Source organism: Lacticaseibacillus zeae DSM 20178 = KCTC 3804 (assembly GCF_000260435.1).
Classification (GTDB): domain Bacteria; phylum Bacillota; class Bacilli; order Lactobacillales; family Lactobacillaceae; genus Lacticaseibacillus; species Lacticaseibacillus zeae.
On the sequence record NZ_BACQ01000020.1, the window covers coordinates 20,734 to 34,401 of the forward strand.

Annotated in this window: 10 protein-coding genes; 4 read left to right on the forward strand and 6 right to left on the reverse strand. The window is 47.1% G+C overall.

Translation table 11 applies throughout. From position 1 onward, the window contains the following. Positions 1 to 4: 4 nt before the first annotated feature. From asp2 to secA2, 4 genes are all read right to left on the reverse strand, one after another. The gene (gene asp2 / locus GSO_RS03490; protein WP_010489053.1) at positions 5 to 1,639 is read right to left on the reverse strand and encodes an accessory Sec system protein Asp2; all 1,635 of its coding nucleotides are present in this window, start codon (positions 1,637 to 1,639) and stop codon (positions 5 to 7) included. Further along, complete coding sequence (asp1, locus tag GSO_RS03495; RefSeq protein ID WP_010489054.1) at positions 1,629 to 3,266, reverse strand: accessory Sec system protein Asp1; 1,638 nt, start codon at positions 3,264 to 3,266, stop codon at positions 1,629 to 1,631. The genes asp2 and asp1 overlap by 11 nt, the downstream gene beginning before the upstream one ends. A 13-nt stretch (positions 3,267 to 3,279) precedes the next feature. Beyond that, on the reverse strand, positions 3,280 to 4,503 hold the full coding sequence (locus tag GSO_RS03500) for a preprotein translocase subunit SecY (RefSeq protein WP_010489056.1): 1,224 nt from the start codon (positions 4,501 to 4,503) through the stop codon (positions 3,280 to 3,282). 95 nt (positions 4,504 to 4,598) lie between these two features. Continuing rightward, the gene (gene secA2 / locus GSO_RS03505; RefSeq protein WP_010489058.1) at positions 4,599 to 6,989 is read right to left on the reverse strand and encodes an accessory Sec system translocase SecA2; all 2,391 of its coding nucleotides are present in this window, start codon (positions 6,987 to 6,989) and stop codon (positions 4,599 to 4,601) included. An 88-nt stretch (positions 6,990 to 7,077) separates the two neighbouring features. Here secA2 and GSO_RS03510 point away from each other — a divergent pair, with 88 nt between their 5' ends. From GSO_RS03510 to GSO_RS03525, 4 genes are all read left to right on the forward strand, one after another. Next, positions 7,078 to 7,266: a hypothetical protein gene (locus tag GSO_RS03510; RefSeq protein WP_010489061.1), complete on the forward strand. Its 189-nt coding sequence runs from the start codon at positions 7,078 to 7,080 to the stop codon at positions 7,264 to 7,266. 103 nt (positions 7,267 to 7,369) lie between these two features. Then, on the forward strand, positions 7,370 to 8,293 hold the full coding sequence (locus tag GSO_RS03515; protein ID WP_010489063.1) for a glycosyltransferase family 8 protein: 924 nt from the start codon (positions 7,370 to 7,372) through the stop codon (positions 8,291 to 8,293). A 168-nt stretch (positions 8,294 to 8,461) separates the two neighbouring features. After that, on the forward strand, positions 8,462 to 9,361 hold the full coding sequence (locus GSO_RS03520) for a glycosyltransferase family 8 protein (protein WP_010489065.1): 900 nt from the start codon (positions 8,462 to 8,464) through the stop codon (positions 9,359 to 9,361). Positions 9,362 to 9,391: 30 nt separating this feature from the next. After that, positions 9,392 to 10,297, forward strand: a complete 906-nt coding sequence (locus tag GSO_RS03525; RefSeq protein ID WP_010489066.1) for a glycosyltransferase family 8 protein — start codon at positions 9,392 to 9,394, stop codon at positions 10,295 to 10,297. Positions 10,298 to 10,356: 59 nt separating this feature from the next. Here GSO_RS03525 and GSO_RS03530 read toward each other — a convergent pair whose 3' ends face one another. After that, a complete protein-coding gene (locus GSO_RS03530; protein WP_010489068.1) occupies positions 10,357 to 11,910 on the reverse strand; it encodes a glycosyltransferase in 1,554 nt (517 codons plus the stop codon). After that, positions 11,907 to 13,427 (reverse strand): glycosyltransferase, encoded by a 1,521-nt coding sequence (locus GSO_RS03535; protein ID WP_010489070.1) that lies wholly within the window; start codon positions 13,425 to 13,427, stop codon positions 11,907 to 11,909. Before GSO_RS03535 ends, GSO_RS03530 begins: the two co-directional genes overlap by 4 nt. Between the last annotated feature and the right edge of the window lie 241 nt (positions 13,428 to 13,668).

Below are 13,668 nucleotides of genomic sequence, written 5' to 3' on the forward strand. Positions count from 1 at the left end.
TTCCCTAGAATGAGCGTCCGAATTCCTGCGTTAAAATCATATGATATTGCCGCAAGAACCAGGCATTCACTTCGTTGGTATTGTCGTTATGCCGGCCGTGCAGTCCGATATGCAACACCCGGTTATGCTGCTGGCGGCGATTGAGCCACTTGACGATTTCATCAAACGCATGATGTTCGTAATCGTCATCCAGCATATGGGCAATTGCAAAAAACGTATGATCAAACTTCCCGCCAGAAATTGTACGCCAGATGCGTTGGTTGATCTTTTCAGCGCTTTCATGAGTGGCGCTGCCATTAAACATCATCAGCATATCAAAAGCAGTCGCAAAATCGGCACTGCGCCGCACCCGGCCATTCTCGGCGATTGTCCCTAGATTAATCAGCGGTTTACCAACCAAAATCGCCCGTGGATCTAACTTGGCACCATAATATAACGCCCCAAGCGTGCCCATCGACAGTCCGGACAAAATCAACTCATCCGGCCGAAAACCCAACCGCTTCAACGTCGCCTGAATCATTTCAACAACCTGATTCTCAAGCTGCGGATCACCAAGATAAAAGGCTCCCCCTTCCAACCGCGCATCACTGAACAGCAAGAAAGGATTACGCATCGCTTTCATCATGAAGTTACCTTCAAATCCTTCAGCCGACCGATAACCGGAAAAGTAAACCGACAGTGGCGGCTTCAAATCACCGGCGTCAAAGTAACTCAACAGCTCACCATCCAATGGTTTAACAGCTTTCAAGCGTTTGCCGCCGATAAACATCGTGCCATACTTGCCGCGACTGCGCCGTAAATGAACCTGCCTGATTTTCACCGTTCCATTACCTTTAGCCATCAAGGTAATGTTGACAAACCGGAACCCGGCTTTGGTGTCTAAGATCGTATCGTCACGAAATGCCGATAGTGGAATGAGTTTCTTTTGGGCGATCTGAAAGTTTTGTGGATTCACCATTTGCAGTTTGGCCCAGACTTCGACATCCCCAGCCGTCTCGCATTCAATCGAAATGGCAATAGCTTCCATTTGCCCAATCCCTAAGGAGCCGCGCCAATAAACGGATGGTTGCAAGTCGCGGCCAAAATCGCCTTTTAACGTCACCCCGACACTGCCTTGCTGCATAACACTTCCGGAAAAGCCATCGGCAATTTCGATCCGGCCAAAAGGCACCCGAATACCCCATTGCGCCGGATAAAAGAATAAAACGATCTGTTCGCCTAATTGGTCTAAATGATCTAACGAAATTGGGTGTGCTTGTTTTAAATCCAAAATGTGAATGATTTCCGGCGTTAACGATAACGTTTCATCATACATAATGGTGTTGGCAGGCAAACCGATCAGTTGGTCGGGTTGCTTTAACACAGCTGCGCCTTCTGTAATGATGAACAACCCTGTCGCATATTCGCGGCGTAACTGTGTCATGCCTGCATTCTGCCACAACGAAATGGGTGGCTGATCGGGTTTTTCGGCTGGTTCACCTTTCGAATCGCTTTTGTCCGGCTGAGCCGCTGGCGGAGTCGGCGCAGTATTGAAGGCGGCATTTGAAATAAACTCAAAAGCAAAGTCTTTCGTGAGATGTTCCTGCAATGGGATTGCCTGCGTCCCCAGCTGTAAAACAGGATAAGCGTTATCTGCCATGGGTCAAAACCTTCTTCCATAAGCGCATCAACTGGTCATCATCATGTTGATCGATCAATTTGACATTAGCGACCACCGTGCGATTCCAAGCGGATAGCTGGTCCAAATAACCAGACAGAGCGTCGGCCAACGCACGATCCTGATCGATGATGCGGCCATTAACGCCATTTTGAACATAACCGGTCTCATGCCGATTAATCTGCGGGATCGCCACACTGATCGCACCAATCTGCAGCAACAAATTAGGTTGATCGCCTAAATCAACTAACAACCGACTGCTATGCAACCATTGCTTCAGCTGACCGACTTCCGGATCGACGGCGTAATGAAGATGTGTCAATATTTGGAAAACCTGAAATGCCGTTTGCTGAATCTTGAGGGCTTTTTGATTAGCGGCTTGATCCGCTGCCGAATCGGTTTGCGCCGGTGGCAGCGGCATCTGCGCATTTTCAACCGTCACATTGTCACCAGCATGTGCTTGGTCGTCTTGCCACTTTTGAATTGTTTTGGTAATTTCGGCAAACATGCCTGAGTCAGGACTAATGCCTTGAAGATTTGCGAAGAAGTTAATGGCCAGTTGTTGCAGATGGGTAACTTGATCATCATTGTCTGCAACTACAACCAACCGGCGTCGATTCTCCTTGCTCAACATGGCCAATAACTGCGGAAAAACCACCGCCAACCGTTCGGCATTGAGCTGATTGACATACCACATCACGGTCGTTTGATCGGTTTCATTGCTAACCCCTAAAGCCAACGAGGTAGCGTAAGGCGGGATGACCTGAATCTTTTGGTCGGCACCGGTGCCGAGTTGTTTCTTTAACTGTTCGGCATAGTGATCGGTCGGCGAAATAATCTCCGTTGCCTGTTCTGCCACCGCCCGGACAGATTGCCGTTCCTGCTTGGCTAGATGTTCTTCCACCAGCATGGTCACTGGATAATCTGCCATAATGGCCTTTAACATGGGTTGCGCCATCCCAGCCATGGCAACAATATGCGGATCCGCAGCCAGTGTTAAATGCTCGTTCAGTTTTTCCAAAATAACCTGATCCAGGTTCGCATATTGGTGCTGCTTGAATCGGCGTGCTGCTTGTGTGCCAATCTTGACCTGACCGGATGCTTCTTCGGTCATCACAATGCTTCCGGTTAAGTCATACCAAACGCGCCGAATGATTTTGCCTTGAGCGTCAAAAAATCGACTATAACTCCAAAAACCGCGATCATCATAAACGCGCTCTTCTTTACCGATAGCCCCTTCAGGAAATTCAACGCTCAGAATAAAACCGGTTTTAAACGTCTTGATCACGGCATACAACTCATCCTGCCGATTGAGCGTCACCTGACTTTGCGAAAAGATCCGCTCAACATCTTCGGGCATGCCCAAATCTTCCAGATCAACCGGTTGGCCAGCCTGAAATGGTACGTCTTGAATCGCATCAAAGACTGACCACCACCGTTCAGACAGGAGATCGTTTTCTTTTAAAGTTCGGCGCAACCAAGGCTCTGGCCGCAAAAAGAGCAACTCGAACGGTTGATCATGGGCACTAAATAAGTGCGCCAAGTTAACCATCGACTCTTCTTCTAGCAGCTTTGGCGTTTGGGGCCAATTCGGCAGCAAATAAAGCATAGTTTCCTCCCTGTCAGATGACCTGATAACGATCCTTATACCAAAGGGCCCGCATTTGTGAATCTACGGTGTCCATAATGGTGACTAAGATCAAGATCTGCCCCAGCATCACGGAATAATTCGCAATGGGCGGATACTTGAGGCCAATAATCAACGGGGTAATCGCAATCACCACAAGAATCGAATTGCCCCAAACCGACATCAGTGAAAAATGGCGCAGCAAGAAACGGTTGGTCATTTCGCCCGGTACCTGATCAATAATATAGTCGCCGCTTTCCTTGAGATTTTTCGCTAACTTACTCGGCTGCATGTTCATATAGCCAAATGCATACCCCAAGAAAATCATGACCATCGCGTAGGAAAAAATTCCTTGGGGCGTGTTATACGAAAACCACTTAATAATTTGTCGTTGCCATTCACTGGTGGGCCCGACGGTTTGATTCACAAAATAAGTCGGCAAACTGAACAAAGACGAAGAAAACATAAACGGCATGGATCCGGCGACCAGTAACCGAATCGGCAAATACGACTTTGCTAGTTCGTTTTCCAGTAAGGGGCGTTCAACTGGAATATGTAATTCAGCTTCGTTGATGATCGTCATCACCACAATGAACACCAACACAACGATCCCCGCAATGATGTACTCCTGCTCCGAGATCGGATGGCGACGCTGATAAAACCCGCTGTTTAAAACATTGGGTAGCGAAAATACCAGCGATGGAATAATCAACGCCACTGAGCTGCCCACCCCTTTAGCCATATTCAAATCAGCCAGCCATGTGGTAAACATCGCGCCGCCGATCAAAATGATCCAAACCAGCACCAAGCCAAAATTAAAACTGAACCCAGGCAGATAAATTGGCTTAATGGCACTGCGCATCACATAAACCATTTCAAAGCCTTGAATAAAGGCAAAGAACAACGTGATGAACCGTTGGGCAATCCCCGATTTTCGAAGGGTCCAGCGTTGCACCTGCTCATCAAACAGCATTTGAATGGCCTGCCACACAATCATGCCGGTCATGTACGGACGCATGCCTAAAGATAAGATAGTGGCATTTTGCAACTGACTACCGGTCGCACCGGCAACCAGTTGCAAAAACGGCACTGATTTAAGTTGTTCGCTGGCTGAAGCAATGTCCGTTCCCGGCAATAAAACCAGCTGCCCCAAAGCCACGATGCCTAAAATTAATGCTGTCCATAATGAGCGGATCAACATGTCGTGCTTATTACTCACTAAAAAATGCCTCCTCAACCACGGGTTCACGGACTGGAAAAAGCCAATCACGCTGACGGCCTGTATATTCACGGCAATTGTGCTGCCGGCTTCCGTTAAGCTTCCGGAAAACCGACTTGAACACTACCATTTGGATTCTTGTGAATGGTCGATAACATCAGGTTTTTAACCGCACGCTGGGCAAAATCGCCAGTCATGCGGTGAAACGCCTCCCGCGCATCTTTTTGATATTCAAAGAAAGGATTATGCTGAGCCGAAGCACGCGAATTAGCCGTGGATCGCAGCTGCTGCAAGGTATCAACCTGCTCGATCCACGCCGTATCAAGCGCCTTCAGCAGTGACACTTTTTCGAAATAATCAAATTGATCCTGCGACGGCAGCAACTGGTGCTGAGCCTGCAATTGTTGATCCATCAGCTGGCGCAAAAAAGGCTTAACCGTTTTTTTCATCTGCCGCGGTCGCAATTCCTCGACAGCGGGAATGGTCATACTATCCGTGATGAGCTGGGCGCTGATCACATTCAAAATGAAGTCCATCAGCTGATCTTCATTTAGTTGATGATGATCCGCCAAAAATTCATCGATTGTTCGATTCAACAGTTTGTCAACCGCCGCTTCTAAGTCCTGACTAGCCTGTATTTCGTCGCGAGTGCGATAAATTGTCTCCCGTTGAATCCGCATGACTTCGGAAAACTCCAACGTTTGAAAGCGCGAATCCCGTCCTGACCGTTCCGAGGCTGCCTGCGCATGATTAATCAGCCGGCGAAACCGATGGCCCGTTAACGGTTGCGGCAGCTTTTCAGCGTGACCGCGATATTTTCGCCGAAACTTTTTCAGCCAGTTCGGGCCATGTTCAAGCAAGATCCGATCTTCCAACGAAGCAAAGAACACTGTTTCGCCTGGCGCACCTTGCCGCCCAGCGCGGCCTCGCAGTTGATTGTCAATCCGGGCATTATCCATACGTTCGGTACCAATGACGAGTAAGCCGCCTTTTTCAACCACACCTTTGCCTAAATGAATATCGGTTCCGCGCCCGGCCATAGATGTCGCTACGGTGATCGTTCCCGGTTGGCCGGCTTCTTTGACAATCATGGCTTCTTTTGAAGCACTGCGCGCGTTTAACAAGTTATGCGGAATGCCGGCTTTTAGTAGCACCCGCGAATACAAATTCGACATGGTCACAGAGCCGGTTTCGATCAATACAGGCCTTTTCTCCGCATAAGCCTGCTTCACCATGTCAACTGAGGCATAAATCTTATGTTCTGTATCGAGGAAAAGTCGATCCGGCTTGTCTTGGCGGATATTCGGCTTATGCGTGGGAATGATGACCACGTCCAAATGGTACGATTCCCGAAACTCGGCCGCGTCTGTTTTTGCTGTTCCCGTCATGCCACACAAATGGGTAAACATGCGAAACAGATTCTGGTAAGTAATTGATGCCATTGAGCGGGTCTGGTCCGAAATCGGCAGGTGCTCTTTAGCCTCAATCGCCTGATGCTGGCCGGCTTCCAGGCGCATCCCCTGCAACTCGCGTCCGTTGGTGATATCCAACAATTTAACCTCGTGATCAACGACCACATAATCGCGATTACGAATGAATAAAAATTGGGCTTTCAAAGCTAACACCAAGTGTCGGTATAAATCCCGCCACTTAGCCGATAACAAATGGTAAACGCCAAAATAAACTTCCAGTAACGCGATGCCGGCCTCGGTAAACCAAACCTTTTTCTTGTCGTCGCTGAGCACATAGTCGCGGTCGGCTTGTAACAATGGGATCACTTCGGCCGCCAACAGGAAATAATTCGACTGAACGCGTGGCGCACCGGAAATCACCAGCGGCGTTTGGGCCATATCCAGCAAGACCGCATCAATTTCATCAAGTAACGCAAAGCGAAAATGGGTTAAATACTTTGGCTTTTCCGGGCCGGACAGGTTGTCTAATAAATAATCAAAGCCTAGTGTGCTGTTGGTGGTGTACACAATATCGTGCTGATAAATATCATCGACATCCCGATCTTCATCTTCCTGGCCTTCTTTGGAAACTCCGGCCGTTACCGAAACGCCGAGCCATCGATAGACGCGACCCATATCTTCAGCATCCCGATTTGCCAAATAAGCATTGGCCGTAATCAAAAAAGCCCCCGGACCCGCCAAGCCGTTGAGGTACATCGGCATCGTCGCCGTCAGCGTCTTGCCTTCCCCGGTTTTCATTTCCGCAACATTGCCAAATTGCATGGCGAGTGCGCCTAAAACCTGTTCATAAAAAGGCTCCATCCCCAGCACCCGCCGATCTGCTTCGCGAACAACGGCAAAGGCCGGCACCATGATGCTGGCCAACGATTTTCCGGATTTCAAGGCTTCACGAAAATGCCGGGTCTGCGCCTTCAGTTCCTTATCTGACATTGCGCGATAAATATCCCGTTTTGCAATAACTTGTTTCGCCAGTTTAACATATTTATGTAATGCCAAATGCTCTCTTAGTTTCAAAAAGCAAACTCCTTTTCAGCTAAGCATGTTCTGGCTTTCTAGAACCACCTATTAATATTAGTCATTTTATAATATAATATAGCTTATCATGTCAAAACCAAAAAAACATACGCTGGATCAAGAAATACACGACCGGTTCAAGGCTGAAAAAAAACAGCTGGTTGATCCTCCTGTTAAGAAAGATTCCGGCCAAACTTTACAAAAAGTCATCGCCGTTGTTATTGCCATTATTGCCGTGGCTGGTGTCATTTACCCGCTTATTTCGATCTTTCAATAAGCGGTCCTTTGATGTGCCTTTTGTCATAAAGATACTATAACACTTGGTACATAATTTCTCAGAAAGCGCGTTAATTTGAAACAGATGGAGGTCTAACGTCTTCATGAGCAAAAACGTCATCGTTTATTGCGTCACAGGGACCCACTTGCAACTTACCGCCGTGTCCATCGCCACGATCCTTGAACACTATCAAACTAAAAGAGACTTACAAATCAATATTGTTTGCAGCGGCGTGCGCCAACAAGACATCGCTTTTATGAAACAATTGCCGGTTATCTATGGCAAACCCATGGTGACCGTCGATTTTTGGTCAATTCCGCAAGAAATTTCCAAAATCAGACCGGATTTTACCATCGGCAGCGGCGTACCAGTGCCGCCGATGGCCATCTGGCGATTGTTTATGCCTAATTACTTTAATGACTACGATCGCATGCTTTACTTAGACAACGACACGATGATCGAAACTGATGTCAGCAACATCTTTGCCCAGCTGAACGAGCCATATGTGCTGGCAGCGGTAAAAGACTTTTTGTTTGCGACCGACGTTGGTTACGGCCCTGCCAACTTTAACGCCAAAGAAGCCTATGGTATCGATTCCATGAGGCATTACTTTAATAATGGCGTCATGTTGATCGATGTGGCGAAATTCAATCGGTTGATTCCGGTAAGCCGTTTGCTGCACGTCATCAATACATCTCATTGGCATTTAGCTGATCAGACCATTATTAATATTTTGGCTGTCGGTCATGTTAAATATCTGCCATATCGCTACAATTTCCAACACTCACTGGCATTCTTTGATAATCCCAAGGTTGATTGGAATCCACAATTGGTCCAAACGGTGACGGATGAGTATCCGCATATTCTGATTCGCCATTTTGCCGGTACCGGACGCCTCACCTGCCCGTACCAACATGTTCGTCTTGCCGATGAATGGGAAGAAGAATTTCTACGCGTATTGATCAATGTTAAGCGGTTGAGTTTTAATATCAGTCCGATTCATACAATTCAACCGGAAATCAAGTAACCTTTGTTTTCGATTCGTGACAGAGTACCAGCATATTAACGCGTTTGCCAGTGCAGAAGCTTACGTGAAAATTCCCCGGTCGCAATGGCTAGGTCCGGCCCACCAAGCCTAGGGCCGCTTACACGCCGACTTCTAACCGCGCCGGCTCACGTTCAGGAGGTTTTTCTTTTGGAGCAGCAGGCGGTTGTCTTTTGCGTGACTGGCCCACATATTCAACTCACGGCCGTGGCCATCACCACATTGTTACAACATTATCATCAACAAACACCCTTAAAAATTTTAGTCGTCTGCGATCATGTCCTCCAGGCAGATATTGATTTGATTCGATCATTTCCGCAGCAATTGAACCGCCCTTCAGCATCGATTGATTTTTGGGCACCACCGGCTTGGGCTAAGGATCTGAAGCCTTATCAAATGCGCGGACGCACTGGCTCGACGCCACCGATGGCTTTCTGGCGGATGTTTTTGCCAGCTTACTTTTCGAACTATCAAAAACTGCTTTACTTGGATAATGACATCATTGTCAATACGGATGTTTCCAAGTTGTTTGACCGGTTAGATGACCAGCATACGCTTGCGGCAGTCCCTGACTTTTTATTCGCAGCTTCCAAAGATTATGAGTTGCCGTCCAAGGTTGATACCATGTATTTATATGGCATGGCCGATATGCAGCATTATTTTAATGGTGGGGTCATCGTCATGAACGTAGCGCGTTATAATGCCAGTTATCAACCCGGAGACATCCTTAAGCTCATTCAAACCACGTCATGGAACCTGGCAGATCAAACGCTGATGAATCTCATGTTTCAAGAAAGCACGTCGCTATTGCCTTATCGTTACAATTATCAACATAGCAAAAAATATTTCACCGATCCTTATCACTGGGATCCCGAGCGCATCCAACCAATGCTGGCGGCTTACCCACACATTGCCATTCGTCACTTCGCCGGCGAAGGTCCGGTTTCCGCACCTTACCAACATGTCGCGCTCCATGACGAGTGGGAAGCAGCTTTTTGGCAGGCCCTGCATCAAGTCAGGCTGCTGGCATCAAAGGCCAGTCAATTATGATATTTTAGCGAACATTCTGGAGGCTTCTGAATGAGTGAAAATGCCGTTGTTTTCTGCGTCACCCGACTTCATCTTCAATTAACCGCCGTGGCGATCACGTCGATTTTGGAAAATTATCAAAATAACCAGCCGTTGCAGATTCTGGTTGTTTGTGAGGATGTCCAGCAACCGGATATCGACTATATTAAAACCCTTCCGCAAAAATTTGGCTTACCGCAAGTCACCGTCGACTTTTGGAGTAAGCCCAGCGAAGTCGATCAAATATCGCCGGACTTTACGATTGGCGAAGGTGTGCCGGTTCCGCCCATGGCAATTTGGCGACTGTTTACCCCTAATTATTTTGCCAACTATCAGAAGCTGCTTTACTTAGATAATGACGTGATTGTCAAAACCGATGTCAGTCGCTTATTTGACTTGTTGGATGAGCACCATGTCTTAGCTGCCGTTCCCGATTTTTTGTTTGCGGCTTCCAAAAACTACTACGAGGATCAGTATCCGGCTGAAGAACTCTACGGCATGAAATCCATGCGGCACTATTTCAATAATGGCATGATGATTATTAACACCGCTCAGTTCAACCAAATGATTCCGGTCGACAAGCTGATCACAACCATCAACACGACCCACTGGCATTTAGCGGACCAGACAATTCTCAATATTCTTCTGGAAGGCCACGTGCAGCTTTTGCCGTGGCGCTTCAATTATCAACACGATCTCACTTACCTACACAATCCCGATTATCATTGGGATCCGCAGTTGGTGCAAAAAATCATTGACGACTATCCACGGATTGTCATTCGCCATTTTGCTGGCAGTGGATTTTTAGCTTTACCTTACGAACACGTTCAAGTCAGCGATGAATGGGATCTGGAATTTTGGCGTCTGCTTGAAAAAGTCAAAAAAGCCAGTCGCGTAAGTCATCCCGGTAAGGACTAGTTTTTACAAAACAAAGAGGCTCAATCATCAGTGGCTACTGATGATTGAGCCTCTTTGTTTTATTTATTTTGGATCTTGCCATCAACCGGCACCTGCAGATCATTCAAAAATGCCCGCCACTTTGCCACAACATGAGCTTTCGAATACGTCTGCGCCAATTTCTTAGCCGCCACACTCTGCGCCTGCCACAAGTCCGCATCGGTCAAAACCTGGGTCAGACGTTTGGCCAGAGTTCTTCGATCGTTGAGTGGGACTAAGAAGCCATTTTGGCCATCTTTGATTTGCTCGTTGATGCCGTAATGCACATCGTAAGCCACAGCAGGCATGCCGTGGGCTAGGCTTTGCATCAAAGCGAGGTTAAAACCTTCGTAATAGCCGGTCAATGCCAAAACTGTTCCTTGGTCAAACGGTTTACTTAAGTCAGGCACATAACCCATAAACCGTGCATGATCTTGTAGGTGTGTTTCAACAAGCTGCTTTTGCAACTTCTGATAATACGATTGGTCGTTGATGTAACCGTAAATTTCCAGTTGAACATCCGGTACCTGTTGCTGGATTAATTGAAGGGCATCAATGAGTTGATCGAGTTGCTTTTCCGGATGAATGCGGGCAACGCTGATGATCGTGTGCTTTTTCCGTCGGTTTAGCGGTACTGATGTTTTTTCTAAAAGGGCAGATTCGTTGTACGCTGGTGGAATGGCCCAGGTTTTGACGCCGGAACGTTGATGTAGATCAGTTGCTTGGCTTTGGGTGGCAGTCACAAAGCCGAGCACACTTTCCGGATGATCAATTTCCTTCTGGACGCGATCCACGTATGAACTTTTCATCGGATCATTAGGGTCTTGGGTGTGGGCGGAGTGCCGAACCGCAATGATTTTTGGATGCGTAGGCAGAGCAAACAACGGCGCGTCCCCCATTTCCGGCCAATCGGCAAAGAAATAGGCGGGCTGGCCGATCGCCTGCAAACGCGATAAGAAGTCGGTTATCAACTCCTGCCGCGTCGTGAAGATACTGAGGCCATCATCTGTTTGGAGGGTGGTTTGCTGCAACACGTTATGCCCGTTATCGTCTTTTTGGTAGGTGTTTTCATAACCTACCGTGCCATCTGGACGCATCATTTGTTCTGTCGTCAGATAGCCATCTTCATCAAAGATATGCCGCATCGATAAAAAACCACGCACATCGTAATAATCTGTTTGCAGTAATTGATCGCGGTGCCCGTAAAAATCGATTTTGTCGATCTGATCAGGTGCAAACGGATACCCTGAGTCTGGCTTTGCTAAAGTCACCGTCACGACCCGATAACGCCCCTTGTAGTAATGCACCTGTCGCGCTTGGCGAACCGGTGTGACTAAATTACCAAAATCAAGATCGGTCAGCGTCCGCCGCGGGCCATGATAAATGACGGCTTGCTGAAAAAAGTCATTCATATTGACGCAATCTTCCGCCTCAATACCGGCTCTGAAGCGATTCAAATCGCTGAACCGATTATAAATGGTGGATATGATTTTAACCGGCACACCCATTTCTTTAAAAAGGCGATAACGTTGGCGAATGGCATAGTCAATTCCGGAAAATTCGTAACGGATCACATCTGTCATTAAATAAATCATTTATTCTGCTCCCTTGCTGGTTGAATAAATTGATCCTGCCATGCCTGCCACACTTTGTCCTCGCTGAATCGCGCCGCACTTTTATAAGCCCCATCACTCAGTTTGCGAAGAAGTTGGTTATCCTTGAACAATGCAATCGCCTTCTCTGCAAGTGCGTGAATATCGCCATTCTTGACGATATAACCACTTTTCCCATCCATAATAATGTCGCTTGGGCCATAATTAACATCGTAACTGATCGCGGGAACACCGTGCGACTGCGCCTCCAACAGTGCTAAACCGAATCCTTCATAGCGGCTGGAAATCAGCATCAATTGTGCGTTGTTGTAAACGCCGGTTAAATCCGGTGTGTAGGCAACAAACGTGACCGCATCGTGCAAGTGTGCTTCATCGGCTTGCTTTTGTAACTGATCCATTAATTTTTGATCATTAATGTAGCCATGAATACTTAACGTTGCATCAGGAACAGCCTGTCTTATCTGGACAAAGGCGCTGATCGTGTCCTCAAGTCGCTTTTGTTCATGAATCCTGGAGACACTGATAATATGATGCGATTGCCGCTTGTCGAAGGGAACGTGTTTTTCTGCCAACGTTTGATCAGTAACAAATCCAGCCGGAACTGTTTTAATCGGAAAGCTTTTAACTCGCTTCGCAATCATCGAAGACTGCTTGCGTGTTGAGGTAAACAGTCCTTGAAATCGCGACGCCTCCGCCATCTCTGCGCCAAGCGTCTCACTCAGCGCACCGGTTAATGGTGCATCAACCGCAGTATGCACGTTATGCCAAAATGAAATCGTATAGACACGTTGCTGCATGTGATAGATACCCGGATCCACCGCATACGAACGGTCAGCGATCATCCCTTCCGCGTCTTGCTTGACTAACTGATCATAAAAGAACCCTGTCAGCTCGTCATCCGAATCAAAATAATAGGATCGTTCATGATAACGCAACCAGATTCGTTCAGCCTGATCCCCTTTTACGTTCTGGAATTGCTTGACAATGACCGGCACGCCCCCAGCATCATAAAACACTTGGCGGTTATGCGCACCTGAAGCAGCATAATAAATAGAACTCGACAAAAAGCCCCGGACATCAAACAAATCCTTTCGCTGCATTTTGCCATTAACACCATAATACTCAACCCGTTCGATCTGGCCTTTTTCATAAAAAGTATAATCTGTGAACGTCCAGACCTGCATCACTTTTTGCCCATTGCGACGATAGATGACGTTCGTTCCATTGTCTTCTACATCAGCATTCACAAATTTAAAATTCGCGATATTTTCTCGCGGGCCATGATAAAACAAGCGGTTTTGAAAAAAATCATACAGATTGACAACATCGTCGGGCATTAATGATTCGCGCGTTAAATACAAGTACTGATACCGGGCATAAGTGAACGTTGCAATTTTAGCCGGGACGTTGTGTTTATGAAACAGACTTAAGCGCTTCATCTGAGCATTCTCGATGCCTGAGTTATTATAATCAATTGCCGATGTTAAGAAGTAAAACATAAGCAGCTCCTTCTCGTAAAAGCCAATGAAGATTATACATAAAAATTGAATTTGAACAGTTCATTACATCCATAATTTTAGCACAAATATACGTTTTCTTAATTTGAAATGGCTCTGTTTTCAATAAAAAAGCATCCCGTTTGACCGTACGATTTGACTCGTTCATCAAACAAGATGCTTTTTTGGTAAGCGTGAGCCAGCCCGCTTAGAAACCGGAGTGTAAGTGGCCGCCGGGCGTGAT

Coding starts and splice junctions, on each gene's coding strand:
- asp2 (WP_010489053.1), bottom strand. CDS start 1,639: ATGGCAGATAACGCTTATCCTGTTTTACAGCTGGGGACGCAGGCAATC.
- asp1 (WP_010489054.1), bottom strand. CDS start 3,266: ATGCTTTATTTGCTGCCGAATTGGCCCCAAACGCCAAAGCTGCTAGAA.
- GSO_RS03510 (WP_010489061.1), top strand. CDS start 7,078: ATGTCAAAACCAAAAAAACATACGCTGGATCAAGAAATACACGACCGG.
- GSO_RS03515 (WP_010489063.1), top strand. CDS start 7,370: ATGAGCAAAAACGTCATCGTTTATTGCGTCACAGGGACCCACTTGCAA.
- GSO_RS03525 (WP_010489066.1), top strand. CDS start 9,392: ATGAGTGAAAATGCCGTTGTTTTCTGCGTCACCCGACTTCATCTTCAA.
- GSO_RS03530 (WP_010489068.1), bottom strand. CDS start 11,910: ATGATTTATTTAATGACAGATGTGATCCGTTACGAATTTTCCGGAATT.
- GSO_RS03535 (WP_010489070.1), bottom strand. CDS start 13,427: ATGTTTTACTTCTTAACATCGGCAATTGATTATAATAACTCAGGCATC.